The following is a 26,198-nucleotide window of genomic DNA, read 5'->3' on the forward strand; positions in this document are numbered from 1 at the left end:
TTTTACACTTAAAATACCAACAAAGTGGATTAGTGAAAATTAATGAAAAAAAAGATGACTAATGTTAAAATTAACCAAGTTTATGTAGAAGGGGTATTTACACCAATCAAAAAAGAATGCCAATTTTTATAAGCATTCCTATGCATTCAGATTTTGCTGCTGTTGCTCTCGTTTTCCGGTTTCTTTATGATTGCGTATGCTAGGTATCCTATTAAGCCCATAAATAATCCGGTGCCGCCTACAATATAAATCATTGTAAACACTTTTCCTAATGTTGTCTGCGGTTCAAAACTGGGATGCCCAACCGTGCTAAGAGTAACAACACAGAAGTAAAGGGAATCAATCACAGTTAGACCTTCCTGCTTAACATAGAAAATCGTGCCGGAAAATAACATAACGAGGACCAAGACGAAAAGAACCTGGAAGTTCTTCAGTTTAAAAGCGGACCAGAGCGCTTTTAGAAAACGTTTTAAGGTGAGGATAAATGAAATCATTGGTAATCGAATTTCCTTTCGGTTCATTACATTTTAAGTAAAGTGAATGAGTAAATCCTGATATTCGAGCTTGATCAGTTAATCATTCTACTATACAGGAATTCAGTTTAGATTGACAAAGAAACCTGTTTATTTTGATCTGATTTGGACTAGAAGCGTTGGTAAACAATAGAAGGAGAAACTAAGTAAGAAGGGGGACAATCATGAAGCCACGTATTACTGTCATTACATTAGGTGTGGATGATTTGGAAAAATCGCTGGAATTCTATCGGGATGGCCTGGGATTTCAAACAGAAGGGATAGTGGGCAAGGAATTTGAGCATGGAGCCGTTGCCTTTTTCGACCTGCAAGAAGGCCTAAAGCTTGCCATATGGAGTCGCAGGGATATAGCTCATGAGGCCAAGGTTCCTTTGTCTCCGACAAGTCCTACTGAATTTACCCTTGGTCACAATGTAGGCAGTAAAGAGGAAGTGAATATTGTGTTGGAAAAAGCAAAAAAAGCTGGCGCAATCATAACCGATCCGGCACATGACACTTTCTGGGGAGGATACTCTGCACACTTTCAAGACCCTGATGGACACCTTTGGGAGGTCGTTTGGAACCCGCAGTGGGACATCACAGAATCATGAATGTGATCCATTTCAAGTTGATCTTGCTGAATAGAATCATGTTTTAGAAACATCACCTCAAGTTTTAATATTTCTAAAAGGACTCTAGGCAAAAGGATTCTATCTAAAGGTTAAAACAAAGATGATTGGAACGGAAGGTACGAGACTCCTGCGGGAACAGCGTGTCTACGGGAGACCCCACAGGCGAAAGCCGAGGAGGCTCCCGGACCGCCCGCGGAAAGCGAGTGCCTGGAGTGGAAAGCAACGCCCAAATTGTACAAGCCATAAAAAACACTAGACAAACCCGATTTTCATCGAGTTTGCCTAAAGTATGAACAAGCACTTTACCTAGGGGTTAAGTGCTTGTTTTTTATTAATGAATTCTCTACTTTTTGCAATCATTTCTTTATTCTTTTCTATCGCTTCGTTATTACTGTATTTCACCTGATTAACGGTCTCATTGTCTTCCATGTATTCAAGCAGCAAGTCTACCGCTTTATCCATCAGTCTTTCGATGGGGATACCTCTTTCTTCAGCCAAATTAGCGAGTCTATTAGTCAAGTACGGATTGAGGGTAATGTTTATTGGTTTTCGCGTTTCAGAATTGATAGGCCGTTCCACCTTCAGTCTTTTAATCTATCATATACCTTTAATTGAGGGTAAACAAATTTAGTGTAGGGAAATGTATGTAGGCTTGTACAGAATTGGAAAGAAGCATTATTTAGGAGATAAATTCCTGAACGCATTAGTAAGTCTTGGTTTTAATATTTGGATAAATCTCAACTGGTTCTGTTGGCTTGAAATAAGGAAACAAATAGCGTTTTATGAACGTCGAAATAATGTCAATAGAAATGTTTAGTTGTGCTTAAAAGACTTATTATTAGACATATATTTATTGCTTCCTGGGAGTTTCTTGATTTTGTTCCAGGCTTCAATCGCTTCTTCACGACTTTTCCCTTGATTATTAGGATCAGCAAAAAAATCACGAATAAATTTATTGTATTCAAATTGAGGAGCAATATTTTTCTTGTACGATGGGTCTTTCTTTCGCTCTTCTTCTTTATACCAAGCATCTACTACATCACGATATATTTTTCCGATGTTGTTTTTAAAATAGTTTTGGATATAGGTAGAAAAATGAAAATTAAGGAAGTATTGCGTACGGCCCTCCAATTAATATCAAAATAACATACTATCAAAAGGGGTGATAATATGACGAAAACGAAAGAGGATCTCTCTGAATAATCATTTCAATTAATTCTCCATAGCGGGAATGCCCGCAGCTGTGCAATGGAAGCCATCGCCTTGCAAAAACAAGGTAAATCAAGCGATGCCCAGGATAAATTAAAGGAAGCGGAACAAGAAATCGTTGCGGCACATAAAATCCAAACCGCATTGAATCAACAAGAAGTGAATGGTGAGAAATTCGAGATTCCAATGCTCTTGATCCATGCTCAGGATCACTTGATGACTTCCATGACAACAAAAGATTTAGCGATAGAAATCGTGGAATTACATGAGAAAACACAAAGGAACTAATAATATTCAAGAGGTTGCTGCGGCAGCCTTTTTCTTATGTTCATAACGTGTGAACTTGCACGAGAAGGCGGCGATATATTTCTTCATGAACCTAAGCTCAAAAAATATGGCATGAAAGGGTCACTCAAGATTAGGAATCTCCGAAATTTTAAATTATACTAAGGTTCATGGCAGCAGCAATTGATGCTGTAACAGATTAACGAAGGGTAGTCATGATAGAAAAACAAACAACTAATTAGCAAGCCCAATCATGTTATAAAAGGGGAGAAAAACATGCAAAGAGTCAATCTAACTGAAGATCTTAGTCTTTCACGCATTGTACACGGTATGTGGAGATTGGCAGATTGGAGATTTTCTACCGAGGAAATCCTATCTCTTATTGAACACGGAATGGATCGGGGCGTCACTACATATGATCACGCCGATATATATGGCAGTTATACGTGTGAGGAGATTTTTGGGAACGCACTTTCATTAAAGCCATCTTTACGCGATAAAATGGAGATTGTTACGAAATGTGGCATAGTTCTTAAATCAGAAAACCGTCCTTCCCATAAAAGTCACCATTATGACACTAGTAAAGCCCATATCATAAAGTCTGTTGATCAATCTCTTATGAATCTTAAAACGGATTATATTGATCTGTTACTTATTCATCGTCCGGATCCCCTGATGGACCCTGGGGAAACGGCTGAGGCGTTTAATCAATTAAAAGAATCAGGAAAGGTCCGTAACTTTGGAGTATCGAACTTCAAAAAACCGCAATGGGATATGCTTCAATCTTATCTAGAATATCCGCTTGTGACGAATCAGTTGGAGCTTTCTGCATATAATCTTGAAAACTTCGAAGACGGAACCATGAACTCATGTCAGGAAATGGGCGTGGCGCCAATGGCATGGTCACCGCTTGCAGGAGGAAGCATTTTTGAGGAGTCGAATGAAAAGGCTGTCCGCTTAAGAAAAACGTTAGAAATCGTGAAAGAAGAAATCGGTGCCAATGGAATAGATGAAGTGATGTATGCATGGCTGTTGAGACATCCCGCAAAAATCATTCCAATCGTTGGATCCGGTAAGAAAGAAAGACTGGACAGCGCCATTGATTCACTAAACCTAAGCATGGAAAAAGAGCAATGGTTTAACATTTTAACAAGCTCGATGGGACATGATATTCCCTAATAAACAGACCTTTGAACAAAAAGAATGGGACTTCCAAGAGGGGGTCTTTTCTTTTTGCGTGAAAAATCATTGGGAATCAACTCAGTTGTAGACGTTTAACCAAACCTCTCATGACATTTCTCCAAAAATTCCCCAAAGACCAATCTATCTAATCAAGCGAACGACAGGAACATCAATCTTTATCCCTTTTATGAATAAAACTTCAAATAACCCTCTTTTTTTTAAACCGAATTCCCACCAAAAATGTTCTACTGATATATTATTAAACGAACACATCCCCTCAAAAATCATTGTAAGTAATTAAATGAAATATGTCTTGTAAATGGCAAAACTTCAAAATCAAGGGTAAAGTCTACTCTATGAGTCATTCAATTTCTCCATTCGATAAAAATCCATGGGTAAACAAGTTTTATAAAGTAAAATTGTTAGTGAGAATAATTATACCTATTATGATGATGTTTTTTTAATATATGTTCAAAAATATAGTTCTTTATACCTACTAATCTTTTGGCCTATTCCTATTTTTCATGGGGCGAATTATACTTTCCTTAATTCCATTTGAGGAAAATTGTAGAATTATAGGAGGGTGCTAATGAAGGAGACAGAAGCAACCATATCTTAAACTGGAAAGTGCTCCCATGTATGTTGATTATTCATTTGTTAGCAGTCAATAACCAAAGACTGGTACATTGCAGCTGCCAATCAGGGTGTTGTTGTTCAATTTCTTCAAGATGAAACACAAACCACATAATTTTGTATTCGAACGACCATCCGACCAATTCCACTTTAAAACCTCATTCTTTTCCGAATGTACCTCAAAAAAGAATATTAACCAATATGCGTAGTCATGCTCCATGGTATGAATAAAAACCAGCTCAAGTAACTCGATTGATAAAAGATGTTCAAGTAATTCAATTTTACTCAAACAGTTATCGGGAGATGCTTTTTATTCGAAGTTCCAATAAACAGAAAAGGATAAAGGTTCATATTTACAAAGTAGCTATAATACCCATGTATACTTGATTATTCCTCCAAACCAATGATTCCAGTTCATGTCATCATTTACAATGACACCAATTAAAAACAACAACTGTACCCAAAAAAGATACACATGCAAAAGGTTATTTATCAGTCTCTAGTGCTTTTGGAGATTATTATACCGACAACCTATACCGGTGAAAGAGGGACTTTCAAATCATTGATTGAATTCCCGGTACCAATAGTATTCAAATAAATAACAAATCATACGACATCACTAACGATACTTATGCAGCACCACCATAAATTAATGGGGGGAAATAAGATGAAGCTTAATAAAAGAAAGCTAAATAAATATAAATTGGTAGTATGGACATTGATTCTTGCACTGATTGTATCCATTATTCCGCCTTTTCAGGGAAGTGTCACTTTTGCAGAGAAGAACGAACCAATCAAAGATGTACATGAATTACAAGAGATGGATGAATTAAGAACGGAAAATTCTAAGACGTACCTTGATACTAAGACACGGGAATATGTGCTAGAGGAATATACAGAACCCATCCACTTTGAAAAAGACAATAAATGGGAGGATATTAACAATGATATAGTTGCTGAAAAAGCTGAATCAGACGATGGGGATTTATCTGTTGGAAATAAAGCAAATGATTACAAGGTGAAGTTCTCTAAGAAAAGTAAGCAAAATCGAACGATACGATTAAAAAAGCAAGATAAGCAGCTTGAATTCGGTTTAGTCGATGCAAAGAAGGTAAAAGGTGTAGCTGAAGAAAATCGTATGACATATCCTCGTGTTTTTTCAAACGCTGATTTAGTTTTTCATGTCGATAATAATGCCGTAAAAGAAGAATTGGTTTTTGAGAGCAAGCCTGAAAATAATAAGTTCTCCTATGAGTTTAATTTGAAAAATCTACAAGCAAAAGAAGGCGATAATGGAGATATCATTTTTGAAGATAAAGACAAAAATGAATTTTTCGTTTTAACGAAGCCTTTTATGTATGATGCGGCCGAAAATATTTCACACGATGTTTCCATGAAGCTTCGTCAGGAGAAAGGGAAGACCTATGTCGATGTAGTCTCTGATGAAGGCTGGCTAAATTCAAAAGAACGGAAATACCCCATTGTCATTGATCCAACAGTTGGAATCCAAGATCACACCACTTCAGACACATTCATTTCATCCGCATATCCGAAAGTGAATTACTGGCTGGATCCTTCTCTTATCACAGGAAAACAAATATATTACGGAACAACTCGATCTTTAGTTAAATTTAATTTGAAAAATTTATTAAGCGGTGCAAAGATTACATCTGCAAATTTAAAATTAAGCTCACATTCTAACTTAAATGGATTCGATCATACAGCAAGTGTTGGGGTTTATCCCATTTCAAAGCCATGGGCTTCCGATTCAGCAACCTGGAGTAACCAGCCGTCCATTGAAACGCAAGTGTCAAACTTGAATGTGACAAAAGATAACGAGTATACATTCTTCATGACAAATCTTGTTAAAGAATGGTATAGCGGGAAAAAAGCGAACCATGGCATCATGCTGAAAAATGCAAATGAAACCGTAAATCGTAAAATGTTCCGTTCTAGTGATTACTCTGCAGATCCATTGAAAAAGCCAAAATTAACTGTCGTTTATACGATTGACCCCATTGGCGTAGAAAGTTTTTGGACATCGGCGGGCTCCAATGTCAATACGTATAACGGTAACTTTTATACACAGGAAACGGACTTTACGATTGATGGACGCGGCCTTCCTTTAACGGTGAATCGTACGTATAATAGCCGGTCCGACGAATCAGGTGTGTTTGGCTTTGGTTGGAGTTCGAATCTCGATCAAAAACTGAGTTTTGCAGCGGATGATCTTGTCCTTTATCGAGATGAGGATGGCACGAATCATATCTTTTCAAGGAATGCATCTGGTGGGTATGATTCACCTGGAGGCGTTTATGTACAACTTGAGAAAAACACAAATGGAACATTTAAGCTCGTGGAAAAGGATGATTCTTATACAACGTTTGATGCTTCAGGGAAAATGGTTAACGCAACGGATACGAATAATAATAAAACGACTTATGCCTATTCAGGGAATAAACTAGTATCTGTAACCGATCCATCCGGAAGAAAAATGACGATCAGTTATGGTTCCAACGGAAAGGTGAGTTCGATTGTAGATCCGGCAAACCGAGAATATAAGTATACGTATGATGCAGCCAGTAACCTGACTGGGTATTCTGAAACGGATTCCAAACGAACCGTTACCCAAAATACCGGCTATGGTTATGGCGCAAATCATCAAATGACGTCCTATACGGATGAAAAAGGCAAGAAATTATCCATGACCTACAATGCTGAAAAACAGCTTGTAAAATATGAACAGCCAGTTACAATTGCCGGAGCTCTCCAAAAAGACTATTATACATTGTCCTATAATGGGTCAACTGGAGTCACCACGTTAACCGATTCAAGAGGTGTCAAAACAGCCTACACCCATAATGCTTACGGAAACGTGATAAAGTCTGTTTCAGATGTCGGCGGTCTTAATTATACGCGAGCATTTAACTATGATGATCAAAATAACATTATTCAAGAAAAAGATGAAAATGCAAATAAATCGGGTTCCAATGCAACGTATGATTATCGCTATGATGATTCAGGGAATGTAACATCATTCAGCAATACATTAAATGAGCAAGAAAAAATTAAGTACGATGAAAACAATAATCCCATCGAATTTATTGATGCGAAAGGTAATGTATCAACCGAGGAATATGATAGTAACAATAACAATGTGGCGTCTACGGATGCAGCAACGAAATCTTCTGCTGTAAAGTATGATTCGAACGGGAATACCATAGAGGAAACATCATCTTTAAGTATCGGTGAAAATCTCTTGAAAAATGGCAGTTTTGAAACAGATGCCAACAATGATAAATGGCCAGATAATTGGACAAAAATCGGTACAGCTACATTCACCTACGATTCAACTGGCATATCGATTCAAAAAGCTAATCTTGGCGTAAAGCAACTTAAAATTTCCAATCCAACCACAGCGGCAGCAGTCGAAAGTGGACGTATCCCTTATAATGCTCAAAAAAAGTATGTAATCAGTGGGTACATGAAAACGACCAATGCCAATTCCAATGCTAAATTAGTCATTACCGGCGGAAACGCAAGTGGTAAAATGACTCAAACCATTAGTAGTCCGATGCTTTCTGGGACAAGCAATGTAGAGCGGATGCACCTGGTCATTAACCCTGGTGACCTATCAAGTGATACTGAATCCTTCACCCTCAAGGCCTATGTCAATGCTGGTAAGGGAGACTTTTATTTTGATGGTTTACAAGTTGAAGAGGAATATTATGGAGCCTTCAACTTAATTGATAACAGTAATTTTGAAATAACGGATAAGAATGGGGTTGCAGATGGCTGGTATTATCCGGGTACCTTAACATCTTCGGATGGAGTGGATGCAACAACAGCGTATACCGGAAAAAAGTCAATCAAATTAACGGGTAAGCGCGAGGTGGACAAGTTTGTTCGCCAGGAGGTTTCCGTAAACGGAAAAGCGGGACAAGAGCTTACGGTTTCAGGGTTTTCAAAGGCCACTTCTCCAACCGCTTCTGCGGGACCTTACCAAATGAATGTAGCGATTAATCATAAAGATGGCACGACACAATGGGTAAACGGATATTTTGACAGTAGTAAAACACATGATTGGCAGCATACTTCATTAAGATTCGTAACAGCGAAAGATTTCAAATCATTGACTGTGTACTACCAATATAAGGATCAGACGGGAACGGCTTGGTTTGATGCAGCTAAAGTGCAAATAGGTTCTATTCGAACCAAACAAGCTTATGATGCAAAAGGGAACTATGTCGTGAATAGTACCGACCCTGAAGGGAACACGGTATGGAAAACATATGATTCCATTGGAAATGTAACAGGGGAAACAACCGGCGGGGATACAAGGAAATATGAATACAATTCGAATGATAATTTAACGAAGGTTATTGATGAGAATGGCAGAACAACTACCTACGAATATGATAAAGCTGGCAATCATACAGCGACTATCAATGCGAATGGCAAAAAAAATCTGTCTGTCTACAATGAGAGAGATCATATTACATCGTTAACGGATGCGCTTGGACGACAAATAAAGTATGACTATGATTTAGTTGGAAACGAGACTAAAACAAGTTCACCAAATGGAAGTATAATCGAGCATTCCTATAATAATGTAAACCGAAAAACGTCAACTTCATTGAACGGTGTAAAGCGTTATGAATTCTGGTTTGATGCCAATGGCAACCAGCTAAGTGAAAAGGACCTCTTAACAGGAGTAACGACTAACTTCGTCTACGATGCAGACGACAAGCTAAAAGAGAAGAGTTATTCCAACGGAAGGAAAAACTCGTATACGTATGATAAAAACGGTAATGCCTTAACAAGCTCTTTTTCCTCTGGGTCTACAAATATAGCCGTTAATCGTAAGGTAGATAAAAACGATCAGATCACTAATATTTCTAGCGGGAATACATCCGCGTCCTTTACGTTTACAGAAAATGATCAACTTGCAGGATTGAAAAATAAAAACGGGACGTTCACTTTATATAATTATAATGGCGCTGATCAACTGACCCGCTTGGTAACAGCTAATGCAAGCGGCACGATCCTTGAATCTTTTGACTATACGTATGATGCAAAAGGAAACCGTTCATCAGAAAAGACGAAAGATGGCACAAGCCAATTCACTTACGATAAGAGTGGACAGCTTACCAAGGAAGTCCGTCCAAATGGAAACGTGATTGATTACACGTATGATGCAGTAGGAAATCGTCTGACGAAAAAAGTAACAAAGGGTTCAACCTTTACGACCCATACGTATACGTATGATGCGGCCAATCAGCTTGCCACGAATAACGGAGCTTCCGTTTCTCACGATAAAAACGGGAATCTTACAAGCGACGGAAAAAGAACATTCGTGTATGATGCTCAAGATCGTTTAATGGAAGTAAAAGAAGGGGCAACTAGTCTAGGAAAATACCAATATAACTCTGAAGGCCTAAGAACCAGCAAAACCATTGGCTCGACAGCCACTTATTACACTTATGATGAAAACAATAATGTGGTATTAGAAACCAATCAAAGTGGTGCAGTTCTCGCATCTTACGTCTATGACAACGCCAACCGCCCATTAACGATGACAAAGGCCGGGAAAACCTACACCTTTCATGCAAACGCCCATGGCGATATCACCTCAGTTACAGATGAAGCAGGAACGATCGTTGCAAGCTTCCAATACGACGCATGGGGCAACCATCTAAAAGAATCTGGCACCTTTGCCTCACAAGTTCCATTCCGTTACGCTGGATACCGTTATGATACTGAAACTAAGCTATACTATTTACAACAACGATACTATAATCCAGACTTAGGCAGGTTTCTAACCCTTGATCCAGAATTAGGGGATAAGGAAAACCCTATTACTCAGAATGGTTATAACTATGCAGATAATAATCCAGTAAATTTAGTAGATCCCAATGGAGAAAAGGCTTTGAAGCCAAAGAAGTTACCAAAGGAAAATTATAAGAAAGTAAAAATTAGTAGGCTTGAAATGCCTTATACTGGTGGAATACGTTCTGGATTTAATTTCTTTGGCAAGAATAGGATTACTAAAAAGCCGAATTTGAAAAAGCAAGGAAGAGAAGTTAGAGAGAAAAAAAGGGAGAAAGGTAATTTTAAATCCAATTCAAATAAAGATCCTGATAGAGCAATGAAAAAACATACTCCTTCTAAATCTCACCAAAAAAAGAAGCGAAAATAATATAATCTTTGAGCCTCATTAATCAAGAGGTTGCAGATATAAAAACTGCAACCTCTAATTTTGATATGCTTATCATTTATATTGAATATAAATTTAAATTTCCTTAAATAAGTTCTTTAATTTTATTAGTCTTTTTATACGAAAATAAAACGTTAAGTTTTAAAATTATAAAGGGCAAAGATAAAAAGTTGTAGTATAGATATTTGTTTCCCTATAATTATACAGTTATTTTAATTGAGAACAGAAGTGTATAAAAATTACTAGTTAATTAGTAGGGTGAATAAAGGATAGAAAAATAAGATAGTTCTTTAATAAATTTTATAAGGGATTGAGTATTAATGACTATAAATTGTTTACAATATCCGCGTTCTGGGATTAGAGTAAGATGTGAAAAAGGTATTAATCCAAGAGTTAGACGTTCATGTTTAAACTTTGCGGTTTGGTTACGTTCCAATATGGAGTTTCCTATAAGGCTAGTTGTTTACCTAAAGAAGGATTATCAAATTATTACTAGAGATACAAAAGAAACTGCGAGCGCTTCATTCTTTGCCCCATTTGATAAAACAGTTGAGCCTTATATTAGAATTGCAACTGGTGATTATGAAGAATTAGTTTCAGAAATTGGAGAAATTGATGCTTTATGGGCAATTTTACGCAGTATGGCACATGAGATAATCCATTATCAGCAATGGCTAGAAGATAAAGAAATGGATGAGAAGGAAGCAAAAAATGGAGGCGAACAATTATTAGCTGATTTTGCTGATTGTTTATAAACAAGTGTGCCCTCGATAAATAAGGAATAAGCTATGCTTGTAAAGTTTTAAGGCAAGGGTTTAATTCTTCTTATCCTAGCGGAGTTACATTAACATTTATTGCGGTTGTGAAGTAGCCTCTCGACAGGATACTATATTTCTTTTATGAAAGTGACAAGCAATTAAGTGGAATTGAATTAGAAGAGAAACCCTTTTGGAGAGTTTCCGGTTGATTTATTAAAAGAATTGCAGTTTTAAAAGAGGAAAGAAGAATCTCTTTTCCAGATATAGATAGTGATGAACTTCTGAATGTAGATTGGTCAGATGAAATAAAAGATAGTTATTTAGATTTTATAGAGAATTATTGGGAAAGGATTAATTTGAATCAACAAATGTTAAGGTATCCTAAAACTATCTAACTAGAAGTTTTTACTGAGGTCCTCTCTTTTATTCAAAAGGATAAAGAGGATTTTAACATTTCTATAGAGGATTTAGCTCTCTTGCATCAGATTGAAACGGACGAAGAAAATACAGATACGCTATGGGGTGATGTGAGCATTATCTACTTTGTTATGACAAAATAAGATCTAAGAAATAAAAACTTAAATCATGTATGGTTAAGTTTACAAAGTCAATAATGGTGCGGCTACAAGGCATAAAGTCGGAAAAGCGTGGATACAGGATCAATTGTAATTGGTGGGATGCTCAATGAATTGCAATAATATATACAAAGCCGCTGCAAATGGAAATATCTTTAAGTTAAAAACACTCCTTTCCTCGGGCTGTGATATTAATAAAGGTGATGAGGACAAATATACGGCACTTCATTGGGCGGTTCAAGAGGGGAAATTAGATGTAGTAAAATTTCTGTTGGAAAACGGAGCAAACATTAATTGTCAAGATGTAGAAAACTACACTCCTATTGAAATTGCATGTACTAAAGGGCATGTGGGAATCTTGAAACTTCTTATTGATAAGGGATGTAACTTGAGTTTAGATCGAGATGGATATACCCCTTTACACGCGTCCGCTGCAACAGGGAAATTAGAGATTACTAAAATATTGCTTGAAAGCGGTCTATCCATTAATAAGCAAGATCAAAATGGGACAGGGTATACACCATTGCACTGGGCTACTCAAGAAGGTTACTTAACGTCTATAGAATTGTTGGTTCAAAGCGGTGCAAATGTTAATGTGAAAGATGCAAATGGATTTACTGCATTATATATAGCTTCTAGCGAAGGCTACACAGATATTGTTAGTTTTTTAATTAACAATAATGCAAATATTGATATTACAGATGAAGGGTCTGTAACACCACTAATGATAGCTTGTATATACAATACCCCTGAAGTAGTGGAGGTATTAATAGAAAACGATGCAAGTATAGAGGCCAAAGATAACGAAGGAAGAACCCCGCTTTTTAACGCTGTCGTGCATGGAAATAAAGACATTGCAAAGACCTTACTAAAAAGTGGCTCTAATAGGAATGTGGTTGATTATTCAGGTGGAAATTTGCTAAATCTTTTATGAAACTTTAATTAAATGATAGATCAATCATATAAAATCAGGTAGAAAATGTTGTGTCTTAAAGAGGAAATTACCTTATACCATTAATCCTACAAGGAGAAAAGTATGAAGTATCCAAGAAGTGGGTTAAGGATTAGATGTGAAAAAGGAGTTCACCCTGAGGTACGAACTGTGTGTTTGAATTTTGGGAGATGGCTTCGAAAAAACATGGATTTTCCAATTCGAGTTGTTGTATATCTGAAGAGTGATTATCAAATTAAAAATCGTACAACAAAAGAGTATGTAACAGCTACCTTTTTTGCACCCTATGATAAAGATGTAGAACCTTATATACGTATTGCAACTGGAGATTATGATGAACTTATTCAAAATCGAGGAAAAGTCGATGCTCTTTATGATAAGTTAGATAGTATTGCGCATGAACTTATCCATTATCAGCAATGGATAAAAGATGAAAAAATGGATGAAAATGAGGCAGAAGAAAAAGGCATTAAGCTTGTGGATAGGTATTCTGAAAGTATAGAAACCATACTTGATTTTTAAATTATTAGAGGAGAATCGTTATGCTGATTGCATTTAGTATTTTTATTTATCTTTCGATTGCCTAGATTGTCTTGGCAAGCTACCTTAATTTATTGTTCGATCTTAAGAAGAACAAAAATGAATAGGTGATTTAATGTCTAGTATAGTGATTAGTACAGTGTTGGCGGTAATACTGATGATTCAAGTGATTAGGGATAAAGATTATATATGGTTGCTGTGTTTAGTACCTTTTGCGTGTTTAATAGTCCTCTCCCTAACAGATATTTTAGATTTCATCCCCAGTTGGGCTGTAAGTCTTACTTTTTATATAATTGGTATCCTGACCTTCTATTTATGTGCATATTATGGCTTAAAAAAACATAATAAAGAAAATGCGGACGATTCCTCTGATTGAAAGAGGAGAGGGGTGTACATGGACGTTCGTAAGAGCTCACTTTTGCGAACGTTTTTTCTACAATTGTTAATTTAGTAGCAACGTTGTGGCTTAAAGGGGAAAATACCCTGATCAAATTAATTCTAAAAGGAGAAAGTATGAAATATCCAAGAAGTGGGTTAAGGATTAGATGTGAAAAGGAGTTCACCCTGAGGTACGAATTGTATGTTTAAATTTTGGGAGATGGCTTCGAAAAAACATGGATTTTCCAATTCGAGTTGTTGTATATCTGAAGAGTGATTATCAAATTAAAAATCGTACAACAAAAGAGTATGTAACAGCTACCTTTTTTGCACCCTATGATAAAGATGTAGAACCTTATATACGTATTGCAACTGGAGATTATGATGAACTTATTCAAAATCGAGGAAAAGTCGATGCTCTTTATGATAAGTTAGATAGTATTGCGCATGAACTTATCCATTATCAGCATGGATAAAAGATGAAAAAATCGATGAAAATGAGGCTGAAGAAAAAGGCATTAAGCTTGTGGATAGGTATTCTGAAAGTATAGAAACCATACTTGATTTTTAAATTATTAGAGGAGAATCGTTTAAAGAGTACTAGTTCCAGGCGGAACAATGGTTATTTTATACGACATTTAAAATAAGTGATATATTAAAAGTTGCAGAAACGCCGAATATGTAACAACAACGAACCTGTAACAACAACGAACCTGCTTGCCAATCATATAAATCAGTCAGTGCCCCCGCAATATTTTAGTCGTCGTTATTTTTGCCAAGCTAATCATAGGAGGGAGGTATCTGCCATGAATACTGAACAAAAAATAAACATAATTATAGAGTCACTACAACACCAGGAACGGAATTCGAGTTTGAAAATTGTACAATATTTAGAAGATGATGATTTGGCCGTTAAATTAACAGCTATCGAAGCATTGGGGGAGATCCCTAATAGCGGCTGTATTAAGTCCATTTTAATTGAATTAACTGAAAATTATGATGATGAAATTCGTTATTATGCTCTGGAATCACTTAAGGGATATGATGGAGAAGATGTTTTCGAAGCAATAGTGAGGAATTTAAATGATAGTGATGAATTGGTCAGTGGTAGAAGCCATAGGTGATCTAAATGAAATAAAAGGATTAGAACATCTTTACGAAGCATTAACGGATAAAGAAGAAATTGTAAGGGGGTATGCGGCAGAAGGGATTGGTAAGTTCGAAAAAGCAGCATCTATACCGATCTTAGAAAAATATCTTAAATATGAAACAAGCAGCTTGTCAAAACTAGGTTTTTTTGTAGGATTGTATCTATTAGGTGAAAGAAAATATTTAAGATTAATGTTAGATTTACTTAAGGATCCCTCTTATAGAGTAAGATGCGCTGTTGCCAATAGCGTTGTGGACTTATTAAATCAAGAGAATGTATATCTAATCAAACAAAGCTTACTATTTGCTCTAAAGAACGAACAGACAAATGCAGCACGTTCTTCATTGCAAGGAGCACTTGAAGAAATAAACTCATAAATGAGCAGCGTTAGAAATGATCTGTCTAAACTATTTGACGAAGAAGAGGGACAGTAAATGTAACTTACTAGAAAAATAGTAACTTCTCTACCTCAATTAAATGTTGCCTCTTAAGAAGAGGAAAAGAATGAACAGGTGATCCAATTGTCTATTATAGTGATTAGTACATGTTGGCGGTAATAATGATGATTAAAATGATTAGGGAAAAAGATTATATATGGTTACTGTGCTTAATACCTTTTGCGTGTTTAGTAGTATTCTCCCTTACAGATATTCTAGAATTCATCCCCAATTTGGCTGTAAGTATTTCTTTTTATATAATTTTTATCCTGACTATCAGTTTTTGTGGTTTTTATAGCGCAAAAAAAGATATTAAAGAAAATTCGGATGGTTCCTCTGATTAAATGAGGGTAGTTGTACATGGATGTTCGTAAGACCTCAATTTTACGAACATTTTTTATTTTTTGGTGATGCGATTATTGAATTTTCCCCGAAATTCCTGTCTTATTTAAAAGCAAAATCCCTGAAGCCTCTGGACAACTATTGAATTCTTATATATTTTTAGGGTTTCGCATATGCGGACAAAACCCTGTCAATCTTGTTGAACAGACGGAAATCTGAACTTTTGTCAGGAAAAGGGCGTGGCACCGATGGCATGGTCACCGCTTGCAGGAGGAAGCATTTTTGAGGAATCGAATGAAAAGGCTGCCCGCTTAAGAAAAACGTTAGAAATCGTAAAAGAAGAAATCGGGGCCAATGGAATAGATGAAGTGATGTATGCATGGCTGTTGAGACATCCAGCAAAAATCATGCCGATCGTTGGATCAGGTAAGAAAGAACGATTGGGCAGCGCCATTGATTCACTAAACCTAAGCATGGAAAAAGAGCAATGGTTTAACATTTTAACCAGCTCGATGGGACATGATATTCCCTAATAAACAGACCTTTGAACAAAAGGAATGGGACTTCCAAAAAGGAGGGCCCATTCTTTTTTGCTTAAAAAATCATTGGGAATCTACTCAGTTGTGGACAGGGTATCGTGTAACCAAATCTCTCATGACATTTCTCCAAAACTTCCGCAAAGACCAACCTATCAAATCAAGTGAACGACTGGAACAACACTCTTTACCCCTTTTATAAATCTTCTCCTTACATCACTTTTCGGATTTGCCTTGTTCATTTCAATCAGTTTGGGCGGTGAGAATCAGTTTGAATCAGGCATGTCCGGTGAAAGAGCAGTGGGTACAGCGCAGGTGTCTTCTGAAGTCAAGCGATACGAGCCGTTATTCCGGAAATATGCTGAACAAAATAGGGTTGGGGAATATGTCGGACTTATCCTGGCCATGATCCAACAGGAATGAGGTGGATGTAAATTGGATGTGATGCAATCTTCCGAATCAATCGGGCTCGCACCCGGTGCTATCAATGCCAATAGCAGTGGTGGTACTTCTTATTCGTCCGTTGAAGAATGGAAAAACTTATATCCCTTCCTAGGTTTTAGACGGATCTAGAAACGGAGGTGAAGGCATGGAGCCAACCCAAAAGAAAAATTTCTTGTTTTTAATGATAGTATTCGTCTCGGCTTCTTTGGTCATCATGTATATTTTCTCTCTGCGGTCACAGCTGAATGAAGTCAGGAGCAAAACTATGAAGAGCAGGTTCAATCCCTATCCTCCATCCAAAACACGGATGCTTTAAAGGTGAATCACAAGTTTCTTGAAAGTTTTCACCTATCAAACCACTGCCGAACGATATAAAAAGTTTGAACCATTCATGACCGATCAAGGATTCAAAGCGACCCATCCTTCCGGGATGGAACTTCCGAATTCGAAAGAGTCCGTCCAATCATCCATGATAGGGCTAAGTCGCCAGTACATCGGTTATGCAACTATTTAGTCGGTTAGAGGCTTCGACGGGCGTACACATGAGCCAAGAGGGACTCAAACAACGCTTTAATCCAGCAGCTGTCGCATTTTTTCGAGAATTATTTACATCCCTTCTTACACAAAAGCTTTCCGCACACATGACGTCTACTTTCAATCCTAGCCTCACTACATAGATATCTTAAACTCTTTTATTTTTCTATATAATGTGCTGCGTGCAATTCCAAGTACAATTGATGCTTCGGAGACTGTTTTGGTTTCTCGTAAAGCTTGTTCAATCAGCTTTTTTTCATAGTTTTTCATTGTTTTAGCCTGATGATCTTTTCGTTGATAGTAGCCCATTAAAGATTGTGGCAAGTGTATTTTTTCTATTGTAGAATATTTTCCTTTAGCAAGTAAAAAGGCCCGTTCCAAAACATTTTTTAATTCTCGGATATTGCCTGGCCAATGATATTGGATAAAAACTTGGAGTACTTCTTCACTGACATGAATAGGGCCTTCTCCATAGGAAGATACGAACTCTAGTAATAGTTCCTGACAAAGGTGTTCCATATCTTCTAACCGCTCTCTTAATGGTAGGAGTGTAATCGATAATACATTTAATCGATAAAATAAATCAGAGCGAAATGAACCGCTATAAGCAATTTCTTCCGAAAGGTTACGGTGAGTCGCCGCGATTATCCGGACATTTACCGCTCGCTCCCCCGTTTCCCCAAGCCGGACTATTTTTTTCGTTTCAAGTGCTCTTAATAGGACAACTTGCAGCTCGAGCGGCATATCACCAATTTCGTCTAAAAATAGGGTACCGTTATTAGCTGCTTCAAACTTACCAATCGCTCCCCCTTTTTTCGCACCTGTAAAAGCCCCGTCTGTAAAACCAAACAACTCACTAGCGATTAAGTCCTTCGGCAACAAACCCGCGTTTACAGGAATAAAAGGTCCATTTCTTCGGTCACTTTGTTCATGAATCGTCTGGGCAATCACATCTTTTCCCGTTCCTGTTTCTCCAAGAATAAGGACATTAGCAGATGATTGGGCAGCTATTCTCGCTACCTCCAGCTCTGTTTGGAAACCTTGACTTAATGTTTGAATACGACCGAATGAAAGAAATGGTTTCACATACCGAACATTCATTTTCTGTTTAAGCATATACAAATGTTGATGATTTGCTTCGTAATGATTGACGTTAAAAGAAAGGTACATAGATTGAAGCAGTTGTTTCGTAAGGGTTTGTCCTTGATAGAAACGAGTCATATCCGCTGCTTTTTTGCTCATATACAAAACAACATTCTCCTTAGATAACACTAAGATTGCTTCTTCACTGATTTGTCCCCAAGATTTTAGTACAACTTCACTCAAATCATCCGACTGACTATGCTTCACTTTAAATGGTCTCGGGGAAATATTCCGTTCTGAATCCCAGACAATCTCAAATTGCCCATCAGGCATACCTTTGCCAATTTTCACTTGGCGTGCCAGATGGCGATGATCTGTATCAACAACAATTTTCCCGCAGGCTGTGTCGAGTTCTTTTCCACTTAAATGATGAAAAATATCCCGGTGGTCTTCGCTCTTCATTTCGATAATACTTTCAATAATCATTTTTGTGCCTTGATATGTGTTAAACATCACCGAGGAGATAGCTCCTTTTTCTCCGGTGAAATGATGAAATTTGCTTATAAAGTCCATATTCAATTGATTAGAAATAGATTGAAAATAGCTAGCAGAACTATAGTGCCCTATGCCAAATTCGCTTCCCATTGCCGCGATTTCCGTTTCTTTTGTAATCGGGCTGAAAATAGGAATTTTCTTATGATTTAGTCCCATCCGCTCATAATCACGATAAAAAGGAATGATACTTTTCCCAACAAGTGTAGAAAAAATAGCATCTGGTTTTTTTAAAATAATATCTTCTAAAATATCATAAAATTTCTGTTGGCCGAAAGGTACATACCGCTCTCCAATAACTGCCCCATCCAATTCTTTTAAATACGTTTGAACTTGTTTATTTGTTTCCCGAGGATAGATATAGTCTGTACCTATGCAATAAACTCGCTTACCATAATGACTTGTTAAATAATCTAAAAGAGTATGAACTTGTTGATTCGGTACTTCTCCCGTATAAAAGACGTTTGGGTGACACTCTCTCCCTTCATATAAAGTTGGATAAACAAGCAGACAATCATATTTTTCAAGCACTGGCAAAACAGCTTTTCGACACGCAGATGTATAGCAACCGATAAAAATTTTCACTCCATCTTTAGCAAGAGCTTCTGCTTCCTGTGCGCTTTTGATTGGATCTGAACAAATATCACGTACGATTGCTTCAACTTCACATACACGGCTATCGCATTCATCAATCGCAAATTTTGCCGCTTCATACTGCCCCTTCTCTGTAATAGAAGTTGTTCCTGTTAAGGAAAATAACAATCCAACTTTAATCAACATATCTGCCCCATCCCCTTGTTTCATTTTGAGAAAGGCGTCTCAAAATCGGACAAGCCTTCTTTCTATCCATAATATAACAAAGTTTACAATGTACCCAAATTACTTGTCCTATTTTAAAACAATCTTAAAAATTGAAAAACTTGTCCTTTCAAGGTTTCGGTATTGGCACACAAATTGCATTTAAAAAGTATGAAAAGAAAGGGGGGGTCAATTGATAGGTCGCAGTTTAGATGTAGGAGTTTCCCATACCTAAAGCTTCACTCATAACAATTTAGTATTTCTATACTTAAAGTAAAAGGAGAGGATTAACAATGAAACTATCAATACGTGATATCTTGGAAAGTAAAGGAATATCTGCTACGGAGAATCACCTTCCTATTCTAAAAACACGCTGGCAAGCTATCGAAAACATGAAAGCAGACTTAGACAACGCTGCATTATACGATTATGATATTTCGCTTCGCAATATTCCTGGAGGTGATCACATTGAGTAAAGAACTTATTACTAAATCCGTTGAAGAGCTGGCCCCTTTAATTGCAAAAAGAGACGTATCTTCTCTCGAATTAACAAAAGCAGTATTAGATCATGCGGAATCTCTAAATGAAACAGTGAATGCATATATTAGCTTTACCCGTAAACAAGCTGAAGAAACGGCTCAGCAAGCTGATAACGAGATTGCATCAGGTAATTACCGCGGCATGTATCATGGCATTCCAATGGCCATTAAAGATAATCTATATTTTAAAAATGAAGTCACAACAATGGCTTCAAAAATTCATCAAGATTTCGTTCCAGATTTTGATGCCACAATTATTAGTAAGCTAAGAGAAGCCGGTGTTGTATTTACAGGAAAATTAAACATGCATGAATATGCCTGGGGAATTACGACAAATAACCCTTACTTTGGTGCTTGCCGTAACCCATGGGATCTAGAAAAAATCCCAGGAGGTTCAAGTGGTGGTTCGGGGGCTGCCATAGCTGCTGACATGTGTGTGGCAACACTCGGAACAGATACAGCAGGTTCAATCCGCATTCCTTCATCCGCGTGCGGGATTATAGGGTTAAAACCAACCCACGGCAGAGTAAGTAAATATGGTTGCTTCCCACTCTCATGGTCTCTTGACCATATCGGACCGATGACAAAAACGGTAAAAGATGCCGCCGGGCTACTTGAAATCATTGCAGGTTACGATAAAAACGATCCAACGTCTGTAAAAGCCCCGGTCGGTAATTATACAGAAAAATTAAATGGGGATGTGAAAAACCTTGTCATTGGCGTGAATGAAGAATATTTTTTCAAAAATGTGGACTATGAAGTAGAAAAACTAGTAAGAGCTGGTATTCAGTCTCTCGTCGATCAAGGAGCAAAAGTAGAAGAAGTGAGTATTCCTTCATTAAAATACGCGGAATATGCAGAAATGATTACGATTCTAACAGAAGCTGCGACGATTCATCATCCAAACCTTTTAAAACGTCCAGAAGACTTTGGAGCAGATATTCGTTTACTGTTTGAATTAGGGGAAATCCCTTCTGGAGTGGATTACCTTCAGGCCCAACAGTTAAGACGACAAATCAAGCTGGATTTTCAAAAAGCATTTGAAAAAGTAGATGTCTTAATAGCTCCAACACTGCCAATCATTGCACCAAATATCGGTGATGACTATGCCGACTTGAACGGGGCAAAGGTAGACCTAATTGATCATATCATCCGCTTTACTGGACCAGGGAACTTAACTGGCCTACCGGCACTTACTGTCCCATGTGGACTTAAAAATGGCATGCCTGTTGGATTACAAATCATGGGAGCGGCAATGAATGAAGAAACGGTGTTAAATGTCGGTTATGCCTTAGAAAAAACAAATCCTCTTCAAGGAAAAAAACCTGAATTAGTCAGCTCATTACAAAAATAATTCAAAGGGGCTTGCCCCAAAAAGTAAACAGATCCAGATTTACAGAAACCTTAATAAACGAACAAAAAGAAAAAGTGTGTTTTGCTCTTTTTTCAAAACACGCTTTTAATATATTCCATTGAGTCATTAAGTCTCAAATGAGATGACAGGATTGACTAAATAATAGGGCACACCACGTTCAAAATCCACTTATTTTTATGTAATTTACAAGTTTTAGTAGCTAATAACGAATTACTTTCATTATTTTGTTAAACTTAAGATATTGAATTGGAGGTTAGAGGAAAATGAATGTAACTGAATTTCAACAATGAGTAAAGGATTATTATGAAAGTAAGGGCTGGTCTGAGTTAGACATTTTTATTCGTATTGGCTTTTTAGCAGAAGAAACGGGCGAAGTTGCACGAGCTATAAGAGCCCTTGAGATAGGTAGGAATAGGCCTGATGAAGTAAGAGGATCTTATGCGGAAAAAAACAGGAATTAACTGAAGAGTTAGGTGATGTATTAGGTAATTTAATTGTGATTGCAAACAAGTACAATATCCCTCTAGAAGAAGTGTTTCAGTCACATAAAAATAAACTGTCAGAACGTTATTATAATAATTAGATTATAGGCTTGTTTCAACAATAGGGCTAGATTGTTGAATAGGGAATTGGTATTTATAGAGGTTATTGTTGGCTTAATACCGAATTAAAAGGATAAAGGGAAGTATTTTTGATGGGAGTTAGTTTAATGAACATAAAAACAAAAAGGTTATTGATACGTGAATTTGAATTCAAGGATTGGAAAGCTGTATATGAGTATACATCAGATATTAATGTTATGAAGTATATACCAGAAGAGGTTTTTACTGAAGAAGATGCAAAAGAGTTTGTAAATAAAAACAAAGGTGATAAGGCTGAAAAATTTCCTGTAGTACTAATAGATAAAGATATTCTTATAGGGCACATTGTTTTTTATAAGTATTTTGGTAAGCATACTTATGAGATTGGATGGGTGTTTAATCCAAAATATCAAAATAGAGGGTATGCTTCTGAAGCAGCACAAGCTGTTTTGGAATATGGTTTTAAAGAAATGAACTTACATAGGATTATTGCTACGTGTCAACCTGAGAATATTCCATCATACCGAGTTATGGAAAAGATTGGAATGAGAAGAGAAGGCTTTTTCAAAAAATGTATTCCAAAAGGGAATGAATGGTGGGATGAATATTATTACGCTATTTTAGAGGAAGAGTGGAAATGAACTGTAAAGAATTTTTAAGTATTTACTCCTTCAACAAAAAGGCGCAAGAACAACGATATAGATGCAAAAAAAGTAGATAAAGAAATGAAGGAAACTGTTATATCCAACTCTACATTTCTTTTTGCTTTAATCAAAAATGTAGATTGGATTACATTCAAATTTCCAGACCAAGAATTCTCTGTAACAAAAGAGAAATTACAAGATTGGTACAACAATAAATTGGATGGGTTTGAAAATGAACAAGACTTAAAGAAACTGATACAGGAACACCTGAAGTCTGAGGACTCAGTTATCAGTTTTTTCACCAGTAAAAGCAAGAGTGCTCTGAATAAGAGCACTCTTATTTTTAGGGTATTATCAACAACTATCTTTAACAGAGCCTAGTCTTTAATAAATCAAAGGGCAGGTTTGTTTAACAACTAATTCATATCAAGCTGAATGTATTCTATTTGCTTTTTTAACGTGCCATTGTTGAAGTATTCTGGCTTAGGGTTCTTGATATAAATGCGTGTATTCAGCTTCAACCGCGAGATATAGTAAGCCTTTTTATTATGAATGGCTTGTAAGTCTCCTAAATCGAAGTAACCAAGATCACGCAAACACAAATCGCCCACCTCAACGGTTTCAAGGCAGATGGTACCGTATGTTTTATCATTATTCTTACCTGGTCCAAGCTGCACGTTAAGAAATTGACCACTAAGTAAATCATATTCCAATTGGATTTTCACGCCTGCCGTATTACTACTCCTACCTGAACCTTGATAGTCAGTGGCGAAATGATAAGGCAGTGAAACACTGCCGCATCTAAAATACGGATACGATTGAAAGTAGAGATCATGTGTGCAGAAAGCGATTGATTTGAACAGAGTTTTTGTGTGAGAAGAGAAGTAAAGACTTCTCGAAGAAATGCGACAGCTGCTGAATTAAAGCGTTGATTCAGTCCTTCTGAGCTCATCAGTACCCCAGTGGAAGCTTCTAACTGACTGCACAATTGTGTATGATGTGCAAGCGATTGCTTGACTGAGCCATACGCAAAGGGCAATGGATACTTACTAGATCGCTGTACAAAGCCAACTTGTTTAGCGATGTCTTGTAGGACTACTGGAGATAAAAAGTATTGTAGCTCTTGTGCGAAAAGATTCAGTTCATTTGAAATGATAGGGGATTCATCAAAAACGCCATCCTTTCTCGTAAACTTCTTACGATAAGCATAGCGTTTTTTCATTTTGAGGGTATGATTTTAACTCGCTTGATGGGCATGGGGTACCGCCAGGGCGAGACCCCATTTTTAGTAGTAATAAATTATATCTATAAATTCAAGCACCGTATCCAGATGATTGATAAAGGTATGCGGAAGGGAGCAGTCAAAGTGGATAGAGTCACCTTCCCGAAGCACATATTCCCCTGTAGTCAGCTGAATCGTCAATTCACCCCGAATCACAAAAATATATTCCTGAGTTTTAGGAGCGTGACCATCAGAGTTATGCTTACAATTAGGCTGTAACTCAACCTTAAATAATTCAAAACTACGGTTTGGATTGGTAGTGTAGTAACAGTAGGAGACAAAGGAATTCTTATTCTCGGACTGCTTCTTGCAGTCGCTCTTGCGGATGACAACGGCATCATCTATTGGAGAATCAATCAGCCGGGTATAAGGCACCTGCAGGCCGATGGCAATCTTCCAAATCGTGTTGATGGTTGGGTTAGATCCACCTTTCTCTATCTGAGAGAGCATTACCTTACTGATACCGGACAACTCTGATAACTGACCGAGACTAAGATTTCGCTCTGTTCTTAACCTCTTTAAATTTGCAGAAATTATATCATTTAAGTTCATAGAAATCCCCCTATTGAAAAATATAACGAACATTCGTATAATATAACTAACGTTAAATATAATAAACGATCGTAAAATATATTTTATAAGATTTCCGTTTACTATAGCAAGTGAAAAGGCAGTTCGAAAGGAGAATCATTATAAATAAGGTAAGGATTCAATTTATTTTGTCAATGCTGATTCTAGGAAGCATTGGTTTGTTCGTTAGGAGCATTCCGTTCTCATCTGACCAGATTGCATTGGCAAGAGCTATATTGGGCTGTGAAGTCAACAGATCCTGCTCTCGTTCTTATTGGTACTGAATATATTAGGCGTGACATTATGGTAGAAGAAATCACAAATACATTCGGTCCTGAAAAGCTAGATGAGCTATGGAAAGCGCGAGAAGATTTAATTAATGTAATGACAGGAAAAAACAGCTTAGCATAAAGCTGTTTTTTTACCAATTTATAGTAGTTATAATAATAACGACTTAGGGAGAGATGTTAAATGTATGCCAAATTAAAGTTTGCCATCTCCATGGCCATATTCGGTTCAATCGGTCTATTTTCAGAAAAAACAGGTCTACACTCGATTGAACTAGTTTTTGTCCGTTGCCTCTGTGCAAGTATTCTTTTAGGAACAATTTTGGGGGGGAGTACATTAAAAACACAACAACCGAGGGAAATTCCTATTCCTCGTAGAGAGTATTTACTTGCCTTATTATGCGGTGTATTCCTTATCGTAAATTGGGTGTTTTTCTTCCGTTCATTAGAAGTAATGCCTATTACTGTGGCTGTATCCATTTATCATTTAGCACCCGTTATTGTACTTCTCTTAGGGTCTGTTATTTTTAAAGAAAAAATAACAAAAATGGGATTAGTCTTTTTCTTTATTTGCTTTATAGGGACATTGTTAGTTGGGGGTATTCATCAACATACAACTGTGGCTGGATTTTTATCCACCGGTGTTTTATGGGTGTTTGCAGCAGCATTCTTCTACGCTCTAACTTCTATTACTGGAAAGGGAATTCAAATGCTTAGTCCTTTGTTAACAACCGTTATTCAAACAAGTCTGGGTGTTTTATTATTGATGCCATTAGTGGATTGGTCAAACTTTATGCATCTTACCTTTGAAAACTGGTTCTATATCCTTGTTACAGGATTTATACACACAGGATTTGTGTTTTATTTATTTTTCAGTAGTTTACGTGAGTTAAAGGCACAAACAATTGCTATTTTAGTGTTTGTTGATCCGGTTATCGCGATTTTACTTGATGTGACTATTTTGCACTACCGACCTGATGTTTATCAGCTTCTCGGAATATTTCTAGTGTTTGTAGGGGTCAGTTATTCTCCCAAAAAAGAAAGAATTTTAGAAAAGAGTATATCCATTCGCTCAAACTAATAGTGTAGTTTAAGATAGTAAATAATAATGATGAATCTTGAGGTGGTGAAATTCCTTGTGGTTGTAAGGGATTTCATTTTTTGTGTGTTC

The 26,198-nt window shown here is 36.9% G+C and carries 23 protein-coding genes and 5 pseudogenes; 22 read left to right on the forward strand and 6 right to left on the reverse strand.

Translation table 11 applies throughout. From position 1 onward, the window contains the following. Positions 1-146 precede the first annotated feature (146 nt). Positions 147-494: a potassium channel family protein gene (locus tag ABOA58_RS09975; RefSeq protein WP_101221618.1), complete on the reverse strand. Its 348-nt coding sequence runs from the start codon at positions 492-494 to the stop codon at positions 147-149. A 203-nt stretch (positions 495-697) separates the two neighbouring features. On the opposite strand from ABOA58_RS09975, the gene ABOA58_RS09980 reads away from it, so the two are divergent. Further along, positions 698-1,123, forward strand: coding sequence for a VOC family protein (locus ABOA58_RS09980; protein ID WP_350302150.1), 426 nt, complete (start codon positions 698-700; stop codon positions 1,121-1,123). Positions 1,124-1,450: 327 nt separating this feature from the next. Here ABOA58_RS09980 and ABOA58_RS09985 read toward each other — a convergent pair whose 3' ends face one another. Beyond that, positions 1,451-1,723, reverse strand: coding sequence for a ribbon-helix-helix domain-containing protein (locus tag ABOA58_RS09985; protein WP_350302151.1), 273 nt, complete (start codon positions 1,721-1,723; stop codon positions 1,451-1,453). Between the two features lie 234 nt (positions 1,724-1,957). Next, a pseudogene (locus ABOA58_RS09990) lies at positions 1,958-2,245 on the reverse strand (DUF6434 domain-containing protein); the annotation flags it as partial. A gap of 114 nt (positions 2,246-2,359) precedes the next feature. Here ABOA58_RS09990 and ABOA58_RS09995 point away from each other — a divergent pair. The 14 genes and pseudogenes from ABOA58_RS09995 to ABOA58_RS10060 all read left to right on the forward strand — a co-directional run. Further along, positions 2,360-2,641 carry a PTS lactose/cellobiose transporter subunit IIA gene (locus ABOA58_RS09995; RefSeq protein ID WP_350302840.1) on the forward strand — a complete coding sequence of 94 codons (282 nt, stop codon included), beginning with the start codon at positions 2,360-2,362 and terminating at the stop codon, positions 2,639-2,641. Between the two features lie 273 nt (positions 2,642-2,914). Then, positions 2,915-3,817, forward strand: a complete 903-nt coding sequence (locus tag ABOA58_RS10000) for an aldo/keto reductase (RefSeq protein WP_350302152.1) — start codon at positions 2,915-2,917, stop codon at positions 3,815-3,817. A 1,303-nt stretch (positions 3,818-5,120) separates the two neighbouring features. Further along, positions 5,121-10,652 (forward strand): DNRLRE domain-containing protein, encoded by a 5,532-nt coding sequence (locus tag ABOA58_RS10005; RefSeq protein WP_350302153.1) that lies wholly within the window; start codon positions 5,121-5,123, stop codon positions 10,650-10,652. Positions 10,653-10,990: 338 nt separating this feature from the next. Further along, positions 10,991-11,425, forward strand: a complete 435-nt coding sequence (locus tag ABOA58_RS10010; protein WP_350302154.1) for a hypothetical protein — start codon at positions 10,991-10,993, stop codon at positions 11,423-11,425. A 687-nt stretch (positions 11,426-12,112) separates the two neighbouring features. Next, on the forward strand, positions 12,113-12,937 hold the full coding sequence (locus tag ABOA58_RS10015) for an ankyrin repeat domain-containing protein (RefSeq protein ID WP_350302155.1): 825 nt from the start codon (positions 12,113-12,115) through the stop codon (positions 12,935-12,937). Between the two features lie 102 nt (positions 12,938-13,039). Continuing rightward, on the forward strand, positions 13,040-13,477 hold the full coding sequence (locus ABOA58_RS10020) for a hypothetical protein (RefSeq protein ID WP_350302156.1): 438 nt from the start codon (positions 13,040-13,042) through the stop codon (positions 13,475-13,477). 632 nt (positions 13,478-14,109) lie between these two features. Further along, on the forward strand, positions 14,110-14,349 hold the full coding sequence (locus tag ABOA58_RS10025) for a hypothetical protein (protein WP_350302157.1): 240 nt from the start codon (positions 14,110-14,112) through the stop codon (positions 14,347-14,349). 330 nt (positions 14,350-14,679) lie between these two features. Next, positions 14,680-14,997, forward strand: coding sequence for a HEAT repeat domain-containing protein (locus ABOA58_RS10030; protein WP_350302158.1), 318 nt, complete (start codon positions 14,680-14,682; stop codon positions 14,995-14,997). Then, a complete protein-coding gene (locus tag ABOA58_RS10035) occupies positions 14,957-15,400 on the forward strand; it encodes a HEAT repeat domain-containing protein (protein WP_350302159.1) in 444 nt (147 codons plus the stop codon). Before ABOA58_RS10030 ends, ABOA58_RS10035 begins: the two co-directional genes overlap by 41 nt. Positions 15,401-16,017: 617 nt before the next feature. Next, on the forward strand, positions 16,018-16,335 hold the full coding sequence (locus ABOA58_RS10040) for an aldo/keto reductase (protein WP_350302841.1): 318 nt from the start codon (positions 16,018-16,020) through the stop codon (positions 16,333-16,335). Positions 16,336-16,572: 237 nt separating this feature from the next. Next, positions 16,573-16,761, forward strand: a complete 189-nt coding sequence (locus ABOA58_RS10045; RefSeq protein WP_350302160.1) for a lysozyme family protein — start codon at positions 16,573-16,575, stop codon at positions 16,759-16,761. A 166-nt stretch (positions 16,762-16,927) separates the two neighbouring features. Continuing rightward, positions 16,928-17,098 (forward strand): hypothetical protein, encoded by a 171-nt coding sequence (locus ABOA58_RS10050; RefSeq protein ID WP_350302161.1) that lies wholly within the window; start codon positions 16,928-16,930, stop codon positions 17,096-17,098. A gap of 18 nt (positions 17,099-17,116) precedes the next feature. Continuing rightward, positions 17,117-17,296, forward strand: coding sequence for a hypothetical protein (locus ABOA58_RS10055; RefSeq protein WP_350302162.1), 180 nt, complete (start codon positions 17,117-17,119; stop codon positions 17,294-17,296). Further along, positions 17,265-17,441, forward strand: a pseudogene (locus ABOA58_RS10060) (IS4 family transposase); the annotation flags it as partial. The gene ABOA58_RS10055 and the pseudogene ABOA58_RS10060, both read left to right, overlap by 32 nt. A gap of 10 nt (positions 17,442-17,451) precedes the next feature. On the opposite strand, the gene ABOA58_RS10065 reads toward ABOA58_RS10060, so the two are convergent. Continuing rightward, a complete protein-coding gene (locus tag ABOA58_RS10065) occupies positions 17,452-19,731 on the reverse strand; it encodes a transporter substrate-binding protein (RefSeq protein ID WP_350302163.1) in 2,280 nt (759 codons plus the stop codon). Positions 19,732-20,042: 311 nt separating this feature from the next. On the opposite strand from ABOA58_RS10065, the gene ABOA58_RS10070 reads away from it, so the two are divergent. The 5 genes and pseudogenes from ABOA58_RS10070 to ABOA58_RS10090 all read left to right on the forward strand — a co-directional run bounded on the left by ABOA58_RS10070 (position 20,043) and on the right by ABOA58_RS10090 (position 23,269). Further along, a complete protein-coding gene (locus ABOA58_RS10070; protein ID WP_350302164.1) occupies positions 20,043-20,225 on the forward strand; it encodes a hypothetical protein in 183 nt (60 codons plus the stop codon). Then, a complete protein-coding gene (locus ABOA58_RS10075; RefSeq protein ID WP_350302165.1) occupies positions 20,218-21,642 on the forward strand; it encodes an amidase in 1,425 nt (474 codons plus the stop codon). The genes ABOA58_RS10070 and ABOA58_RS10075 overlap by 8 nt, the downstream gene beginning before the upstream one ends. Positions 21,643-21,926: 284 nt before the next feature. Then, positions 21,927-22,246, forward strand: a pseudogene (locus ABOA58_RS10080) (MazG nucleotide pyrophosphohydrolase domain-containing protein). Between the two features lie 126 nt (positions 22,247-22,372). Next, a complete protein-coding gene (locus ABOA58_RS10085) occupies positions 22,373-22,885 on the forward strand; it encodes a GNAT family N-acetyltransferase (protein ID WP_350302166.1) in 513 nt (170 codons plus the stop codon). An 84-nt stretch (positions 22,886-22,969) separates the two neighbouring features. Beyond that, positions 22,970-23,269, forward strand: a complete 300-nt coding sequence (locus ABOA58_RS10090) for a hypothetical protein (RefSeq protein ID WP_434547774.1) — start codon at positions 22,970-22,972, stop codon at positions 23,267-23,269. A gap of 41 nt (positions 23,270-23,310) precedes the next feature. On the opposite strand, the pseudogene ABOA58_RS10095 reads toward ABOA58_RS10090, so the two are convergent. Next, positions 23,311-24,110, reverse strand: a pseudogene (locus ABOA58_RS10095) (IS4 family transposase); the annotation flags it as partial. A 63-nt stretch (positions 24,111-24,173) separates the two neighbouring features. Continuing rightward, complete coding sequence (locus ABOA58_RS10100; protein ID WP_350302167.1) at positions 24,174-24,722, reverse strand: helix-turn-helix domain-containing protein; 549 nt, start codon at positions 24,720-24,722, stop codon at positions 24,174-24,176. Between the two features lie 255 nt (positions 24,723-24,977). Here ABOA58_RS10100 and ABOA58_RS10105 point away from each other — a divergent pair. Both ABOA58_RS10105 and ABOA58_RS10110 read left to right on the forward strand, forming a co-directional pair. After that, positions 24,978-25,151: pseudogene (locus tag ABOA58_RS10105) on the forward strand (TrmB family transcriptional regulator); the annotation flags it as partial. A 60-nt stretch (positions 25,152-25,211) separates the two neighbouring features. Next, on the forward strand, positions 25,212-26,108 hold the full coding sequence (locus ABOA58_RS10110; protein ID WP_350302168.1) for a DMT family transporter: 897 nt from the start codon (positions 25,212-25,214) through the stop codon (positions 26,106-26,108). The last annotated feature ends 90 nt before the right edge of the window (positions 26,109-26,198 follow it).

Origin of the sequence: Peribacillus frigoritolerans (assembly GCF_040250305.1) — a bacterium.
GTDB lineage: Bacteria > Bacillota > Bacilli > Bacillales > DSM-1321 > Peribacillus.